General features: G+C 39.9%; 15 protein-coding genes. 3 read left to right on the forward strand and 12 right to left on the reverse strand.

Annotated features, from left to right (window positions below; translation table 11 throughout):
- Nucleotides 1-155: 155 nt before the first annotated feature.
- Together I6E69_RS11350 and I6E69_RS11355 are read left to right on the forward strand one after the other, a co-directional pair.
- Nucleotides 156-1,322 carry a DcaP family trimeric outer membrane transporter gene (locus I6E69_RS11350; protein ID WP_024600614.1) on the forward strand — a complete coding sequence of 389 codons (1,167 nt, stop codon included), beginning with the start codon at nucleotides 156-158 and terminating at the stop codon, nucleotides 1,320-1,322.
- 267 nt (nucleotides 1,323-1,589) lie between these two features.
- The gene (locus I6E69_RS11355; protein ID WP_039486739.1) at nucleotides 1,590-3,698 is read left to right on the forward strand and encodes a TonB-dependent siderophore receptor; all 2,109 of its coding nucleotides are present in this window, start codon (nucleotides 1,590-1,592) and stop codon (nucleotides 3,696-3,698) included.
- A gap of 255 nt (nucleotides 3,699-3,953) precedes the next feature.
- Here the strand turns inward: I6E69_RS11355 and recA are convergent, their stop codons facing one another.
- Together recA and I6E69_RS11365 are read right to left on the reverse strand one after the other, a co-directional pair.
- The gene (gene recA / locus I6E69_RS11360) at nucleotides 3,954-4,997 is read right to left on the reverse strand and encodes a recombinase RecA (RefSeq protein ID WP_002958952.1); all 1,044 of its coding nucleotides are present in this window, start codon (nucleotides 4,995-4,997) and stop codon (nucleotides 3,954-3,956) included.
- A 67-nt stretch (nucleotides 4,998-5,064) separates the two neighbouring features.
- Nucleotides 5,065-5,553 carry a CinA family protein gene (locus tag I6E69_RS11365; RefSeq protein WP_002958953.1) on the reverse strand — a complete coding sequence of 163 codons (489 nt, stop codon included), beginning with the start codon at nucleotides 5,551-5,553 and terminating at the stop codon, nucleotides 5,065-5,067.
- Nucleotides 5,554-5,574: 21 nt separating this feature from the next.
- Here I6E69_RS11365 and mutS point away from each other — a divergent pair, with 21 nt between their 5' ends.
- Complete coding sequence (mutS, locus tag I6E69_RS11370; RefSeq protein ID WP_197121282.1) at nucleotides 5,575-8,160, forward strand: DNA mismatch repair protein MutS; 2,586 nt, start codon at nucleotides 5,575-5,577, stop codon at nucleotides 8,158-8,160.
- 253 nt (nucleotides 8,161-8,413) lie between these two features.
- Here the strand turns inward: mutS and rpoS are convergent, their stop codons facing one another.
- Genes rpoS through I6E69_RS11420 form a run of 10 tightly spaced genes read right to left on the reverse strand, consistent with a single transcriptional unit; the run spans nucleotide 8,414 to nucleotide 15,445 of the window.
- Nucleotides 8,414-9,388 carry an RNA polymerase sigma factor RpoS gene (gene rpoS / locus I6E69_RS11375; protein ID WP_138489536.1) on the reverse strand — a complete coding sequence of 325 codons (975 nt, stop codon included), beginning with the start codon at nucleotides 9,386-9,388 and terminating at the stop codon, nucleotides 8,414-8,416.
- A gap of 35 nt (nucleotides 9,389-9,423) precedes the next feature.
- Complete coding sequence (locus tag I6E69_RS11380; protein WP_197121283.1) at nucleotides 9,424-10,248, reverse strand: peptidoglycan DD-metalloendopeptidase family protein; 825 nt, start codon at nucleotides 10,246-10,248, stop codon at nucleotides 9,424-9,426.
- A 41-nt stretch (nucleotides 10,249-10,289) separates the two neighbouring features.
- Nucleotides 10,290-10,868 carry a YqaA family protein gene (locus tag I6E69_RS11385; RefSeq protein ID WP_002958957.1) on the reverse strand — a complete coding sequence of 193 codons (579 nt, stop codon included), beginning with the start codon at nucleotides 10,866-10,868 and terminating at the stop codon, nucleotides 10,290-10,292.
- Between the two features lie 9 nt (nucleotides 10,869-10,877).
- Nucleotides 10,878-11,516, reverse strand: a complete 639-nt coding sequence (locus I6E69_RS11390) for a protein-L-isoaspartate(D-aspartate) O-methyltransferase (RefSeq protein ID WP_002958958.1) — start codon at nucleotides 11,514-11,516, stop codon at nucleotides 10,878-10,880.
- Nucleotides 11,506-12,270 carry a 5'/3'-nucleotidase SurE gene (surE, locus tag I6E69_RS11395; RefSeq protein WP_024600608.1) on the reverse strand — a complete coding sequence of 255 codons (765 nt, stop codon included), beginning with the start codon at nucleotides 12,268-12,270 and terminating at the stop codon, nucleotides 11,506-11,508. Before surE ends, I6E69_RS11390 begins: the two co-directional genes overlap by 11 nt.
- Nucleotides 12,251-13,303, reverse strand: a complete 1,053-nt coding sequence (gene truD / locus I6E69_RS11400; RefSeq protein WP_165743874.1) for a tRNA pseudouridine(13) synthase TruD — start codon at nucleotides 13,301-13,303, stop codon at nucleotides 12,251-12,253. Before truD ends, surE begins: the two co-directional genes overlap by 20 nt.
- On the reverse strand, nucleotides 13,300-13,797 hold the full coding sequence (gene ispF / locus I6E69_RS11405) for a 2-C-methyl-D-erythritol 2,4-cyclodiphosphate synthase (protein WP_197121284.1): 498 nt from the start codon (nucleotides 13,795-13,797) through the stop codon (nucleotides 13,300-13,302). Before ispF ends, truD begins: the two co-directional genes overlap by 4 nt.
- Entirely contained in the window at nucleotides 13,794-14,495 is a 702-nt protein-coding gene (gene ispD / locus I6E69_RS11410) for a 2-C-methyl-D-erythritol 4-phosphate cytidylyltransferase (RefSeq protein WP_197121285.1), read from the reverse strand. Before ispD ends, ispF begins: the two co-directional genes overlap by 4 nt.
- Entirely contained in the window at nucleotides 14,485-14,772 is a 288-nt protein-coding gene (gene ftsB / locus I6E69_RS11415; RefSeq protein WP_002958963.1) for a cell division protein FtsB, read from the reverse strand. The genes ispD and ftsB overlap by 11 nt, the downstream gene beginning before the upstream one ends.
- Before the next feature lie 37 nt (nucleotides 14,773-14,809).
- Nucleotides 14,810-15,445: a hypothetical protein gene (locus I6E69_RS11420; protein WP_002958964.1), complete on the reverse strand. Its 636-nt coding sequence runs from the start codon at nucleotides 15,443-15,445 to the stop codon at nucleotides 14,810-14,812.
- Nucleotides 15,446-15,495 lie beyond the last annotated feature (50 nt).

The raw sequence follows: 15,495 nt of genomic DNA on the forward strand, positions 1-15,495 counted from the left end.
TTGCTAAAGCTTTATTTAACGAATGAAAACAATATGTGTATTGAAAAGCCAAACTAACACCCTTTTTTATTCGTAAGTAATACTAGTAGCAAGTAATACAACCTTACATGAAAAAAAAAGCAACAAACAACAAGTAGCCTATAAAGGACACCACAATGAAATTTACCCCATTAAAAACATTAGCAGCAAGCGCTGTATTATGTGCACTATCAAGCACTGCTTATGCAGCGACTGCCGCAAAAATTGGTGATACGGAATTTACTTACGGTGGATACATTAAACTAGACTCTATGTGGAGTGATTATTCAGCGGGTGCGCCTGCAGGCTCAAACGTAGGTCGTGACTTTTACGTACCAAGTACGTTAACAGTTGGCGATGATAACAGCTCAGATGCTGTATTTGATATGCATGCTCGTGAGTCACGTTTTAACTTTGGCACAGCCACTGTTATGGATAACGGTAAAACCGTTAATACTAAAATTGAAATTGACTTTTTGGCCTCGGCTGCTGGCGGTAATGAGCGAGTTTCAAATTCTTACGCCCCGCGTATTCGCCATGCCTTTGTGACTTACGATGGTTGGTTATTTGGTCAAACATGGTCTAACTTCCAAAACGTGGGGGCGCTTGCTGAAACGCTTGATTTTGTAGGCCCTGCTGAGGGCACTGTGTTCGTGCGTCAATCGCAAATTAAATACACCACTGGCGCATGGTCGTTTTCATTAGAAAACCCAGAAAGTACAATTTCTACTACTAGCGGTATGGTAGTAACTGATGATGCATCATTGCCTGACTTTACAGCTCGTTACACACACAAAGCCGATTGGGGTAACATTGTGGTTGCAGCGCTTGCTCGCCAACTTACTTATAAAGTAGGCAGTGTTGATGCAGATGAAACTTCTTTTGGTATTAGTGCATCGGGTAAAATAAACCTTGGTGAAGACAACCTTAAGTTTATGCTTACTCAAGGTAAAGGCTTAGGCCGTTACGTAGGCTTAAACGTTGCTCACGGTGCAGTACTTAATGGCGATGAACTAGATGCAATTGATTCGACTTCTGGTTTTGTTGCTTACCAGCACAAGTGGACAAGCCAATGGCGTTCAACGTTCTTATATTCATTCTTCAGTGCTGATAACAACACTGATTTATTAGCTATTTCTGGTGATCCGACTGAATCAAGCCAAAGCTATAGCGCTAACATTCTATACTCACCGGTTAAACGTCTAACTTTTGGTGCTGAGCTAAAGCACGCTGAGCGTGAAACTGAAAGCGGCGTTGATGGCGATTTAGACCGCTTACAGTTTTCTGTTAAATACTCTTTTTAACAGCTAAAAAGCTAACTACTTTAAAAAGCGGCCTAGGCCGCTTTTTTTATGATTCAATTTAAGTTAAAAAAACAACCATATTTTTATAAGCCATATCGTTTATCCTAATCATAATATTATTTACAGACTAAGTAATTTCCCCTAAAACAGCACAAACGCGCCTACAAATGATAATTGTTTTTGTTTGAGTTTGTTAATTCTAAATAGTAGAATGTCCCAACTATTTAAATAAACTCAAATAATATTAAATATTAATTAAGGGAAAACATGAAACTCAATCGTACTTTTGCACTTTCTTCATTAGTTTTAGCCATGGGGTTTTCAGCTCAAGCACAAGAAACACAAACTAAGAATACAGTTGAAAATAATAATGAAAAAATGGAAGAAATATTAATAGTAGGTGTACGCCAAGATCGCGTTAGCAAAGGTGCTACCGGTTTAACTATGGAGCTTAACGAAACACCACAATCTATTAGTGTAATTGGCGCAGAACAACTTCAAAACTTTGCAGCAAATAGTATTAATGATGCATTGAAAATGGCTACGGGTATTACTGTAGAACAAGGTGAAACTAACCGCACAAGATATACATCTCGTGGTTTTGATATTAAAAGTACTCAAGTAGATGGTGTTGGTCTACCTAATAACTGGGGTCTTGTTACTGGTGCTATGGAAAGCTATGGTTATGAAAAAATAGAAGTTATTCGTGGTGCTAATGGGCAATTAACAGGTGTAGGTAATGCTGCGGGCACTATTAACTATGTTCGAAAGCGCCCAACAAATGAAAATGAAGGTGAAGTGGGTATATCTGTAGGTTCTTATGGCTTAAAACGATTGCAAGCAGATTATTCATTTTTATTAACAGACTCAGGCAGTTGGGCAGCTCGATTTGTTGCAGCCGCAGAGGATTCTGATTCCTACCTAGACGGCTTAGAAAACGATCGCACTTACCTCTCTGCAGTAATTGACGGACAGCTTACTGGTAATTCAACACTTTCATTCGGTGCCTCATATCAAGATGCAAATACAGATGGGACAATGTGGGGAGGTTTGCCACTATCTTATGCCGATGGTACGCAAGCAGAGTGGGACGTAAGTGCGAGCCCAACTCAAGAATGGACTAAATGGGACACTCTTAATACCACTGCTTTTATTGAATATACTTATGTATTTGATAATAACTGGGAAATTAAAACAACTTATAATTACCAAGACTCAGAAGATCAAAGCAAATTACTTTATCTTTATGACCCTTATGGAATGTTTGATAGTGGAACTAATTTAGGTTTAGTCAGTATTCCTGGACGGTATGATACAGAGTTCTCAGCTGACTTATTTGATATAACGGCTAAAGGTGAATATAGCTTGTTTGGTCAAGAGCATGAGTTAATGCTTGGTGGAAGTATTTCACAAAGCACATCTTACTCTTTTACTAACTCTTACGATGCTGCAACGACAGAAGCTTATGGTTTAGCTCCTGCTTTTCCATATGCTTTAGATGCAATCGCTGAACCTATTTGGGGCGAGCAAACTAAATATGCTGATATTGATGTTACTTTGAAGCGTTTTTTTGGTTCAACTAAATTAAATCTAACAAGTGACCTATTTGTTATTGCAGGCTTTAACGCTATTGATTATGAGCGCTCAGGATTTAGCCAAGGCGTTGATATAGATAATAATGAGAGTGAAGTAAGCCCTTACCTAGCAACAACGTATGCAATTAATGATGATGTTAACTTGTATGTAAGCTACTCCGATATTTATCAACCACAAGAACAATACGACTACGATGGTAACTTTTTAGATCCAAGTAAAGGTGTTAATTACGAAGTAGGTGTTAAAACTCAATGGTTTGATGATCACCTACTTGCAACCTTTGCAGTATTTAGCGCAAAACAAGATAACATTGCAACATATGCTGGGCTAAATGCATCTGGGTTTACTTACTATAAAGGAGCCGATCAAGATACGCAGGGTTTTGAATTAGAATTAACAGGACAAATAACTGATGATCTAAACGCTGTATTTGCTTATACATACTTAGATATTAATGATGATGCTGGCGATAGCTCTCATGAGTGGGAGCCTGAAAACGTTGTTAATTTTTCATTAGATTATACGCTACCTCAGCTACCTGAGTTTCAATTTGGTTTAGCCGGGAAATGGCAATCTAAAACAGAAAATATAGCCAGTAATGTTAAACAGGATTCTTATTTACTTATGAACGCATTTGCTCGATGGGATGCTAGCGAAGACTTATCAATTCAAGCTAACATTGATAACATCACAGATGAAAAACATATTACTAGCTTAGCCAATGTTGGTTTTTATGGCTCTCCTATTAGCGGAAAAGTTAGCTTAACTTATCGCTTTTAAAGTTCTATTTTAATTAGGGCGCATTCTTAACTATTAGAGGATGCTTTTACCTGATTGAAACGTATAGCGTATGATCGTTCTGCTCTTCATTTAGTATAATAATTACTAATGTAGTGCCTGCTCATGCGCTATGTAATCGTAGATTTTTATTTTATCTACTTTAAGTTTTTAATAACAAAAAAGCGCTAATCATTACTGATTAGCGCTTTTCAAAGCTCGGGTCAAATCAAGCTTAAAAACTCATTTGGGTGCAGTTTAAAGGTCTGGATCGTCGCCTAACTTATCTTCACCGTCTTCAGGTTCAATAGTTGCTTTTAGTAAAAGCATTTCGCGTAACTTACCTTCGATCTCATCTGCAATTTCTGGGTTTTCTTTCAAAAACTTAATTGAGTTAGATTTACCTTGGCCAACCTTGTTGCCACTGTAACTGTACCAAGCACCTGCTTTTTCAACAATTTTATGCTTAACACCTAAATCAATTAACTCGCCTTGCTTAGAAATACCTTCGCCATACATGATGATAAATTCAGCTTGTTTAAATGGCGGCGCTACTTTGTTTTTAACAATTTTAACGCGGGTTTCGTTACCAACAACTTCATCACCTTCTTTCACAGAACCAATACGACGAATATCAATACGTACCGATGCGTAAAACTTAAGTGCATTACCACCCGTTGTTGTTTCTGGGTTACCAAACATAACACCAATTTTCATACGGATTTGGTTAATGAAAATACATAACGTGTTAGAGCGTTTAATATTACCAGTAAGCTTACGTAATGCCTGTGACATTAAACGTGCTTGTAAGCCCATGTGCGAGTCGCCCATGTCGCCTTCAATCTCAGCTTTTGGTGTAAGTGCAGCAACCGAGTCAATAATAACAACGTCTACTGCGCTTGAACGTACTAACATGTCACAAATTTCTAGTGCTTGCTCACCTGTATCAGGTTGAGATACAAAAAGGTCATCAATATTTACACCTAGTTTTTGTGCATATACAGGATCAAGAGCATGCTCAGCATCAATAAAGGCACATGTTTTACCTTCTTTTTGAGCTTCTGCGATAACTTGTAAAGTAAGCGTTGTTTTACCAGATGACTCAGGACCATACACTTCAACAATACGTCCCATAGGTAAGCCACCTATGCCTAAGGCAATATCAATACCTAGTGAACCTGTAGATACAGATTCAATGTTTAACGCTTTGTTATCACCCAATTTCATAATTGAGCCTTTACCAAATTGACGTTCAATTTGTGATAGTGCTGCGTCTAACGCTTTTTGTTTGTTATCGTTCATTTTGTTCTCCAATCCAGCTAATGCGAACAAGTATACTGTATGAAATCACAGTATCAAGCTAATTTTTTCATTTTATCTCATCTATTACACTTTTTAATGCAAATACAATAGCTTGCAGTCTTACTTGAGCCCTATCACCAGTAAATATTTGTTTAAAGGTCAGTACTTTGTCATTAATTTGTATGCCAAACCATACAAGTCCAACAGGTTTACCTTCTGTTGCCCCGCCAGGCCCTGCAATGCCCGATACAGCTATCGATATATTAGCGTTTGTTGCTTTAATAGCACCTACTGCCATTTCATGGACTGTTTGCTCGCTCACAGCACCGTATTGATTTAATGTACTAGCACTAACATTGAGCAAATCTTGCTTTGCTTGGTTACTATAAGTGACAAATGCACGGTCGATATAAGCTGAACTTCCAGGTGTATCGGTAAGCGCATAACTCACTCCGCCACCAGTACATGACTCAGCAGTAGTGATCCATAAGCATTTATCCGTTAAAATAGCGCCTAATTGCGCAGCAAGTGTTTTAATCTCTTGATGTAATTCCATATTCAGCCTTTGGGTAAATACATGTCGTTTGATCTTTATGCACCACACACTATAAAACAACAAACCCCTATGATGCAGCAGTATCTAAAAATAAAATCAGAGCATCGCGATATTTTATTGTTTTATCGTATGGGCGATTTTTACGAACTTTTTTTTGATGACGCTAAACGCGCCGCTCAATTACTCGATATTTCGCAAACTCATCGTGGTAAAGCTGGCGGCGATCCTATCCCTATGGCGGGTGTACCTTACCATGCGGTAGAAAACTACTTAGCACGTCTAGTCCAAATGGGTGAATCAGTCGCTATCTGCGAACAAGTGGGAGACCCTGCAACCAGTAAAGGCCCTGTTGATCGTAAAGTAGTGCGTATAGTTACACCCGGTACAATTTCTGATGAAGCACTTTTACAAGAACGACAAGACAATCTCCTTACCAGCGTTTGGCAAAGTAAAAAAGGCTTATACGGGATTGCTTATTTAGACATTAACTCTGGTCGTTTTAATATTGTCGAGGTAAATACCGACGAAGCCTTTAGCTCAACTATTCAGCGCCTATCACCAGCCGAACTTCTGTATAGCGAAAGCTTTGAAAACGTTCATTTAATTGAACATATAAAAGGTGCTCGCCGTCGCCCAGAGTGGGAGTTCGACTTAGATACGGCTCAGCACTTATTATGCGATCAGTTTGGTACTAAAGATTTAGTTGGCTTTGGTGTTGATAAAGCCCATAGCGCGCTTGTTGCTGCAGGTTGCCTAATGCAATACGTAAAAGATACACAACGTATTGCACTGCCACATATTCGTGCAATTACGCTTGAGCACAACGAACACGCTGTTATTTTAGATGCCGCTACCCGTAAAAATTTAGAATTAACTGTTAATTTATCGGGCGGGTTTGAAAATACACTTGCTCAAGTACTTGATAAAACAGCAACGCCAATGGGTTCTCGCTTACTTAAGCGCCGTATTCATACACCAATTCGTAATAAAGACGAGCTAAATTCACGTTTAAATGCAATTAGCGCTATTTTAGATGCGCAGCTTTGCGGTGAATTACACGAATCATTAAAAGAGATTGGTGATGTAGAGCGTGTTATTGCACGCCTAGCTTTATGTACTGCACGCCCGCGTGATTTAACTCGCCTGCGCAGTGCGCTACAAGCACTTGCACCACTGCATACTTTGTTAGCTGACGCTAACGATCCTCGTATAGCAGGTATCATCAAGCACTCGCCTGAACTCCCTGATTTACAAGCGTTATTAGAACGAGCTGTGATAGAAAACCCACCGGTACTTATCCGTGACGGTGGTGTTATTGCTCCAGGTTATAATAGTGAGCTTGATGAGTGGCGTAACTTAAGTAAAGGTGCAACCGACGTACTTGAGCAATTAGAACTGCGTGAACGCGAACGTACGGGCATTAGTACGCTTAAAATCGGTTATAACCGCGTACATGGCTTTTTTATTGAAGTAAGTAGAGCTAATGCGCACTTGGTTCCAGCCGACTACATTCGTCGCCAAACACTTAAAAATAACGAACGCTATATTATTCCTGAGCTTAAAGAGCACGAGGATAAAGTACTCGGTAGCCAATCAAAAGCTCTCGCGCTTGAAAAACAACTATACGAGGAGCTGTTTAGATTTATTGCTCCACATATTGAGCAGTTGCAAATGATGGCAGCAGCATTGGCCGATTTAGACGTTTTAAACAATTTAGCTGAGCGTGCATTCGCACTCAATTATGCAAAACCAGAATTGTGCGATAACGACAATATAAGCATTAAGCAAGGTCGTCACCCTGTTGTTGAACAAGTAATGAAAGAACCGTTTATTGCTAACCCTGTTGAATTAAACAGCCAACGTAAAATGCTAATTATTACCGGTCCAAACATGGGCGGTAAATCAACCTATATGCGCCAAACGGCACTTATTGTTTTAATGGCTCACATTGGCAGTTATGTACCCGCTGACAGCGCTAAAATTGGTAATATCGACCGCATATTTACACGTATTGGTGCAAGCGATGATTTAGCATCAGGGCGTTCAACCTTCATGGTAGAAATGACCGAAACAGCAACGATTTTAAATAATGCAACTGCGCAGTCTTTAGTATTAATGGATGAGATTGGTCGCGGTACAAGTACTTACGATGGACTCTCTCTTGCGTATGCAACAGCCGATCATTTAGCATCAAAAATATCTGCTAAAACATTGTTTGCTACGCACTACTTTGAATTAACAGAACTTGCTGAGCAAACTACGGGCCTTGTAAACGTACACCTTGATGCAATAGAGCATAATGACACGATTGCGTTTATGCATACAGTTCTCGACGGTGCAGCAAGTAAAAGCTTTGGTTTACAAGTAGCCGCTCTTGCTGGAGTGCCAAAAGCTGTGATTGCACAAGCAAAGCAAAAACTTAAGTTGCTTGAAAATCATCAAAGCGTTACTGCACCAAATACAGAACAACAAGCCTTTACTTTTAATAACGAAATTACACAAAGTACACCTTCAGAAGTTGAAGAGCAGTTAAGCGCAATCGACCCTGATAATTTATCGCCACGCCAAGCGCACGATTTGTTATATAAACTAAAAGCATTGTTGTAATTTATACCAACCTGCATAAATCTTTGATCAATTTAACGAATTAAATTGCACTATAACGTCGTTAAAAATTTTTTATTTAGAACAACTAGATACAAAAATTTTTGCCTAGTTCTAGCGTAATTTTCTTAACGTTAAATAGACCCCATATATAAGCAGATTGGTATTATATCATCTAATTTACAAGCATAAAAAAAGCCGAAGAATAAATTCTTCGGCTTTTTAACACACATAGTCTCTTATACTATTTAACTAGCTACGAAAACTGATTAAACAAGCTATCTGTACTTAAACCTTCTTGTTGCAAAATGTCTTTTAGACGACGTAATGCCTCTACCTGGATTTGTCTTACACGCTCACGTGTTAAGCCTATTTCACGACCTACATCTTCAAGTGTAGATGGCTCATAGCCAAGCAGTCCAAATCGACGTGCTAACACTTCACGTTGTTTAGGGTTTAATTCTCCTAACCAATCTACAATATGTTTATTAATATCATTATTTTGTACTTCGCCTTCAGGACCAAAACTTTTTTCATCAGGGATGATATCAAGTAAAACACTATCGTTTTCACTGCCAATAGGCATGTCTACTGATGCAATTCTTTCGTTTAAACGTAGCATTTTAGTAACGTCTTCAACGGGTCTATCTAGGCAAGCTGCAATTTCGTCAGCTGTTGGCTCATGGTCAAGCTTTTGAGTTAACTCACGCGCTGTACGTAAATAAACATTAAGCTCTTTAACTACATGAATAGGTAAGCGAATGGTACGCGTTTGGTTCATAATGGCACGTTCAATTGTTTGACGTATCCACCATGTAGCGTAAGTAGAGAATCTAAATCCACGCTCAGGGTCAAATTTTTCAACTGCGCGAATTAAGCCTAAGTTACCCTCTTCAATTAAATCAAGTAGAGCAAGGCCGCGATTATTGTAACGACGTGCTATTTTAACAACCAAACGTAAGTTACTTTCAATCATACGTTTACGTGAGGCTTCACACCCTCGAAGTGATTTGCGAGAAAAAAACACTTCTTCTTCAGCACTTAGCAAAGGAGAAAAACCAATTTCGCCTAAATAAAGTTGAGTTGCGTCAAGATTTTTAGTTACTTCTTCTTTAGCAAAGATTTCATCGTCGTCTACTTTATCTAGTAGAGCTGTGCTTTCATCAACATCGATGTCATCGAATTTTTCGTCAGTCGTAGTATGTTTGTCAAGTTTTGCTGCGCTAGCCATAAGCCTTCTCCCGAGCAATTATCAATACCTAAAAATTAGGGTAGGTATTTAGCAGGATTGACAGCTTGCCCTCGGTAGCGAATTTCAAAGCGAAGCGCGGTGACCGGAGATTCTGAATTACCAATTTCTGCTATTTTTTGTCCTGCCTTAACCTTCTGCTTTTCTTTAACAAGTAATTTCGAGTTATGTGCGTAAGCACTTAGGTAATCATCATTATGTTTCAATATGATTAAACTGCCATAACCTCGAAGGGCGTTACCCGCGTATACCACTGTTCCTTGTGCCGCAGCTAAGACTGAAGCCCCTTTGCGATTAGTAATCTGTAAACCTTTATAACCGTTTTCCTTATTAGAGAAGCGTTTGGTAATTTTGCCCTTTGCAGGCCAAAACCACTTAACTTTACTGCTCGACAAACGTTTAGTATTACTAATTTTGTTACTGGCTTGTTTCTGAACATACTCTCGTTGTTTTGGGGGATCAAGCTCTTTCTTTAAAATTTTGTTATTTTTTTGTGAATTTTTTATAGACTTTTTACTCGGATTCGTATATTTTTCATCCCTTTTTGTTTTTTCGGGCTTGGGGATTAAGGAGATGTTTTGCCCTGGGAAAATTGTGTAAGGTGATGAAATTGAATTATTTTTTGCCAACTCCCTAAAGTCTTGCCCAGCACTAAAGGCAATAGAGTAAAGTGTATCCCCTTTTTGCACTTTATAACTACTCCCATTAATGTTAATAGTATGGCCTAAATCATTAACATTATTATTTAGGCTGCTAACAGGTGCAGGAACATGGCGAGAAGAACAACCAAAGAGAAAAATACTAATAAATATAGCTATATACAGTAAGAACTGCTTACTCATTGTATTTTTCCTTTATATTAGACAATTAATATTTTTTACGCTTAACGCAATAAAAAGTAAGCTAGCGCAATTAATACCACTAATCCCCAACCAAGTATTTCAATATACTGACGTAATTTTCGCTCCATTTGAGCCCCGCCCCACTTCATTAAGGCTGAAACTAAAAAGAATCGCGCACCGCGCCCAATGGCTGATGCTATTAAAAATGGCAAAAATGCCATTTGTAAAACACCTGCGCCAATCGTAAATACTTTATATGGTATTGGCGAAAAACCAGCTAAAAACACAACCCAAACACCGTAATCCTTAAACCAGTTTAGCGCTATATCAAACTTTTCTTGCCAGTGCATTTGTGCAATCAATGGCTCTACAACGGGTTCAAATAGCCAAAAACCAAGTAAGTAACCAACCACTCCACCAATAACCGATGCTATTGTGGCAAAGCTTGCAAATCGCCATGCTTTGTTTGGTTGCGCAAGCGACATAGGTGCAAGCATTACATCGGGTGGTATCGGGAAAAAAACTGATTCTGCAAAGCTCATAGCAGCTAAGTAACGTTCCGCATGACGGTGTTTTGCCCACACTAGGGCCATATCGTATAACTTGGTAAACAACTTCAAAATGAATTCCTATTCAATATCGCCAGGTACTAACGGCACAAATCTAACGGGAGCAATAACATGCTCTTTATAATTATCGCCTTTGCGGATAACCATTACTAATTTTTGATCGCTCTCACCAATTGGGGCTAATAACACGCCACCATCGGCCAACTGAGCAAGTAAGTCTTGCGGAACTTTAGAGGCCGCAGCAGTCACTATAATACCATCAAACGGTGCTTGTGATTGCCAGCCTTGCCAACCATCGCCATGCTTCATGGTTACATTATATAAATCGAGTTGCTGCAAACGTCTTTTTGCCTGCCACTGAAGTGTTTTAATACGCTCTACCGAGTAAACCTTTGTAAACGTTTTGGCCAATATTGCAGTTTGATACCCAGATCCTGTACCTATTTCTAACACTTTATTGCGCACACCAGCTAAACGAAGTAGCTCTGTCATGCGCGCTACTATGTAAGGCTGAGAAATTGTTTGCCCTTGCCCAATAGGGAGCGCTGTATTTTCATAAGCTTTGTGTTTTAGCACATCATCTATAAAAATATGGCGCGGAATATCAGCTATAGCACTAAGTACTTGCGTATCTTCAACACCTTCACGCTTTAGTAAGTCAGAAAGCGCTTTTGCACTGCGGGTATAATTAGCGAGCACGATTAATCTCCAAATCGGCTAACCATTCTCCTACTGCCTTTAAGCTATCTTTAGCTGTCATATCAACACTCAGTGGCGTAACTGAGGCATAGCCATTATTGATTGCGTAAAAGTCGGTGCCTTCACCAGCATCGCTTTCGGTGCCAAGCGATCCGTACCAATAAATATCACGGCCCCAAGGATCGGTTTGTTTCGTCATCGTTTCGGCTTTATGACGAGCACCTAAACGTGTTACTTGCACCCCTTTTAATTCACTTAATGGAATATCTGGCACATTAATATTTATTATTTGATCTTTTGGAAGCGGATGTGAAGCCAAGCCTTTAATAATATTGACGGTAACTGCAGCGGCTGTTTCAAAATGATCGCCATTATGTGAGCAAAGCGATACCGCAATTGCAGGCAGACCTAAATGGCGACCTTCAGTTGCAGCGGCAACAGTACCGGAATAAAGCGTGTCATCACCCAAATTGGCACCATGGTTAATACCTGCAACAACTAGATCTGGCTTTTCATCAGCTAACTGATTTACGCCTAAATGTACGCAATCAGTGGGTGTGCCATTAACTGACATAAAACCATTTTCGAGTGTAGTCGCTCGTAGCGGGTTCATAAGTGTTAAAGAATTACTCGCGCCACTACAGTTGCGATCAGGTGCAACAAGGGTTACATCTGCAATTTGTATAAGCGCCTGATATAAAACCGCAATGCCTTTGGCATTTACGCCATCATCGTTACTTAACAGTATCTTCATTTATGCCATTATCCTTTTCTTTGCGCTCTCGAGGGCTAGCATCAGTGTAATCCACCAGCTCACGTAATAATGCGGTTGCAAAACACCCTTTTGGCAAACCAAAGCTTAGTTTTAGTGTGGTTTCATCAAGTGTTTCAACGGTTAAGTTTTGTGGAATTAAGCGCAGCATTCGGCGCTCATTTTTAAGGCCTAATTCACCCAAGCCATCGCACCATGTTTGGAAAGGTTCGAGCCATATTTTTTCTTGTTCGGTTAAGCCTTTTTCGCTTTTTCCCACCATAGGTGCCGACATCATAATATCACCGGTGGCTAATCGCTCTATGTTTTCGTCATTAATTGCATCTTCAAAAAATGCATTGCTGCCGCTGAGCATAAATACTTCACGGTGCATTGTTTTAGCTAAACCATGCTCTTTTACACGTAGGCTTACTAACTGATTAAATACATGCGATCGTGCTGCTGAAATAATAATACCGCGCAACTTTTTATCGCGAATACGCTCACCGGCAAACATTTTTTCAGCCATAACTAAGTTATGACCGCCATGCCCAAAGCGCTGTTCGCCAAAATAATTAGGCACACCTGCGCGTACTGCGTTAATACGACATAAAATATCAAGAGGGTTGGTTACGTTACGAAGCGTAATAGTAAATTTATTACCTTTGTGGCAGCCCGTACGCAACTTACGGTCGTGGCGCTGTTGCGACACAATAAAAATACTCTCACTATTTAAATCACTAAAATCGATAGGCTTTTTAATTGGTACTTTTACACTAAACCACTGCGAACACACACCGTGGCGATCTTTCATGCCTGCATAGCTTACGTCTCGCGGTGAAACACCCGCACGCTGCGCAATTAGCTTTGCAACGTATTGCGTGTTTTCGCCTTTTTTAACCACCTGCAAACACACGTGTTCGCCACTGCCGGTAAATTCTATACCTAAGTCTTCATCAACCATAAAGTCTTCAGCTGTGGTTTTAAAATCAGCTTTAGAAAGCGGTGCACCGTATAAATAATTTAAATCGCTCATGCGTTTTTTGTACTCGCAAGCTCTTTACTCATAATAACTACTGCATGACTAGAAATACCTTCTTTGCGCCCTTCAAAGCCTAGCTTTTCGGTAGTAGTGGCTTTAACGTTAATTTGGCTAAGGTCGCAATTTAAATCGCTGGCTAAATTAGCGCGCATAGCTTGAATATGTGGCAACATTTTTGGTGCCTGAGCAACAATAGTCACATCGCCATTACCAAGTACATAACCTTGTTCTCTAGCTAAGCCCACCACATGGCGAAGTAAAATACGGCTATCGATATTTTCATACTCGCTAGCCGTATCGGGAAAGTGCTTACCAATATCACCCATTGCAAGTGAGCCTAAAATAGCATCGCATAATGCATGAATAGCAACATCACCATCTGAGTGCGCTAAAAAGCCCTGTGGGTAATCAATTTTTTCACCACAAATAGTTAACGGGCCTTCGCCGCCAAATTTATGTACGTCAAAACCATGGCCAATTCGTATCATAATCCACTCTCGTTTTGTTGTTTATGTAATAAAAACCCAGCCAGGTCTAAATCCTCTGGCGTGGTTATTTTAATATTATCGCTACGACCTGCTACAAGCTTAACCGGTTTACCCGCCCACTCAATTGCACTGGCTTCATCGGTAATAGTAGCCCCGCTTGCTAATGCGTTTTGCAGTGCATTTTTAAGCTCGTCATATTTAAAAAACTGCGGGGTAAGTGCTTGCCATAAATCGTCTCGTGGCACAGTTTGTAGGGCATGAGTGTGGCCACGTTTTATAGTGTCTTTTACTTTGCTAGCTAAAATACCGCCTTCATCAGCGCGTATACATTCATCAATTAAACGTTCTATATCACTGATATTAACTAACGGGCGTGCAGCATCATGTACAAGCACCCATGTTGGTGGGGTAGGCGCTAAAAAAAGCAAGCTATTGAGCACCGAGTCGGCTCGCTCTTTTCCGCCACTGGCTCGCACAATGCGATTATCAAGCAGTGGGAGTTCGTCAAAATAGGGGTCGCTGTCGCTAAGGGCAACAACAATAGTGCGTAATTGAGGTAATTGAGAAAGTTTAGCTAAGGTGTGTTCTAAAATGGTTTTACCGGCTAATTGTATATATTGCTTAGGCGCATTGTGCTGCATTCTACTGCCAACACCCGCAGCAGGTACAATTGCTGCAATAGTCTGTTTATTTGTCATATTGTTTGCCCGGTAAAACACGAATAAATGTTTCGTCCGGTTTAATCATTCCCAATTCGTTGCGTGCACGCTCTTCAATGCCTTCTTGGCCAAGCTTTAAGTCTTCAATATCTGCTTTGAGTACTTTATTACGTTTAATGAGTTTTTCGTTGGTTTGATGATGCGACGTTACTGCACCTTTTAGTCGTGTGTAGTCTTGTAAACCATTATGACCAAACCATAACCTGTATTGTACAAACAGTGCTAAGCACAGTAAGCCAACTTGAAAAATACGCATTTAACACTCCTTATTTTAAATTCCAAATACCTTAACTTTAATACGCTAAGGGGCGCTTTAAATTGCGCCAATTAATACTACCCGCTAAAAGCATTTCGCGTAGTGATAAAACCCGTGGCATACAACGCTTCGAAAATTGCCACTGATGCCCGCAACATGCAGCGGTTAAACTCACTTTACTTGGCTTTATTAGCTGAGCATTTTGCTGCTCTAACCCATTTCCTAAAAAATCAAACCAACCAAGCTCGTTACAATGCAGCTTATTTTCGCCTAACTGATCGATACTGTCTATTCTAAGACGCACCTGATCGTAGCCATGCAATATAACGGGCACAATAAGCCCCACTTTGGCATACGTTTGATAAAAAAGTTCATTAGCTTGAACATTCACATCGGGTGGGGTCGGTTTTTGCTTTTCAAGCCACGTACCATTTTGTGCATCAAGCGTAAAAGGCGTGTCACCATTGGCAACTAACGTTGCCGCTCGCTCAATATAATAAGGTAGGCTTTTTAACTGGCGGCGCAGTTTATCGGCATTAGGCTCTGCAACTAATCGCTGAACCTCACGCTGATAAAACGCATTGCACAATTGTGCATACAACACTTTTTGTGCATCAGTTTGCCAAATTTCAACTTGCTGTTGAGCACCAAGTGACTGATTTTTAGCGACCAAAAGCTGTACTCAAAAATATTCAGGTAAATGTTTTATAACACAGTATTGAA

Origin of the sequence: Pseudoalteromonas sp. NZS100 (assembly GCF_015864815.1) — a bacterium.
Taxonomy (GTDB): domain Bacteria; phylum Pseudomonadota; class Gammaproteobacteria; order Enterobacterales; family Alteromonadaceae; genus Pseudoalteromonas; species Pseudoalteromonas distincta.

Bases quoted from the DNA above. Each gene is read 5' to 3' on its own strand.
- I6E69_RS11350 (WP_024600614.1), top strand. From the start codon at position 156: ATGAAATTTACCCCATTAAAAACATTAGCAGCAAGCGCTGTATTATGT.
- I6E69_RS11355 (WP_039486739.1), top strand. From the start codon at position 1,590: ATGAAACTCAATCGTACTTTTGCACTTTCTTCATTAGTTTTAGCCATG.
- recA (WP_002958952.1), bottom strand. From the start codon at position 4,997: ATGAACGATAACAAACAAAAAGCGTTAGACGCAGCACTATCACAAATT.
- I6E69_RS11365 (WP_002958953.1), bottom strand. From the start codon at position 5,553: ATGGAATTACATCAAGAGATTAAAACACTTGCTGCGCAATTAGGCGCT.
- mutS (WP_197121282.1), top strand. From the start codon at position 5,575: ATGTCGTTTGATCTTTATGCACCACACACTATAAAACAACAAACCCCT.
- rpoS (WP_138489536.1), bottom strand. From the start codon at position 9,388: ATGGCTAGCGCAGCAAAACTTGACAAACATACTACGACTGACGAAAAA.
- I6E69_RS11380 (WP_197121283.1), bottom strand. From the start codon at position 10,248: ATGAGTAAGCAGTTCTTACTGTATATAGCTATATTTATTAGTATTTTT.
- surE (WP_024600608.1), bottom strand. From the start codon at position 12,270: ATGAAGATACTGTTAAGTAACGATGATGGCGTAAATGCCAAAGGCATT.
- truD (WP_165743874.1), bottom strand. From the start codon at position 13,303: ATGAGCGATTTAAATTATTTATACGGTGCACCGCTTTCTAAAGCTGAT.
- ispF (WP_197121284.1), bottom strand. From the start codon at position 13,797: ATGATACGAATTGGCCATGGTTTTGACGTACATAAATTTGGCGGCGAA.
- ispD (WP_197121285.1), bottom strand. From the start codon at position 14,495: ATGACAAATAAACAGACTATTGCAGCAATTGTACCTGCTGCGGGTGTT.
- ftsB (WP_002958963.1), bottom strand. From the start codon at position 14,772: ATGCGTATTTTTCAAGTTGGCTTACTGTGCTTAGCACTGTTTGTACAA.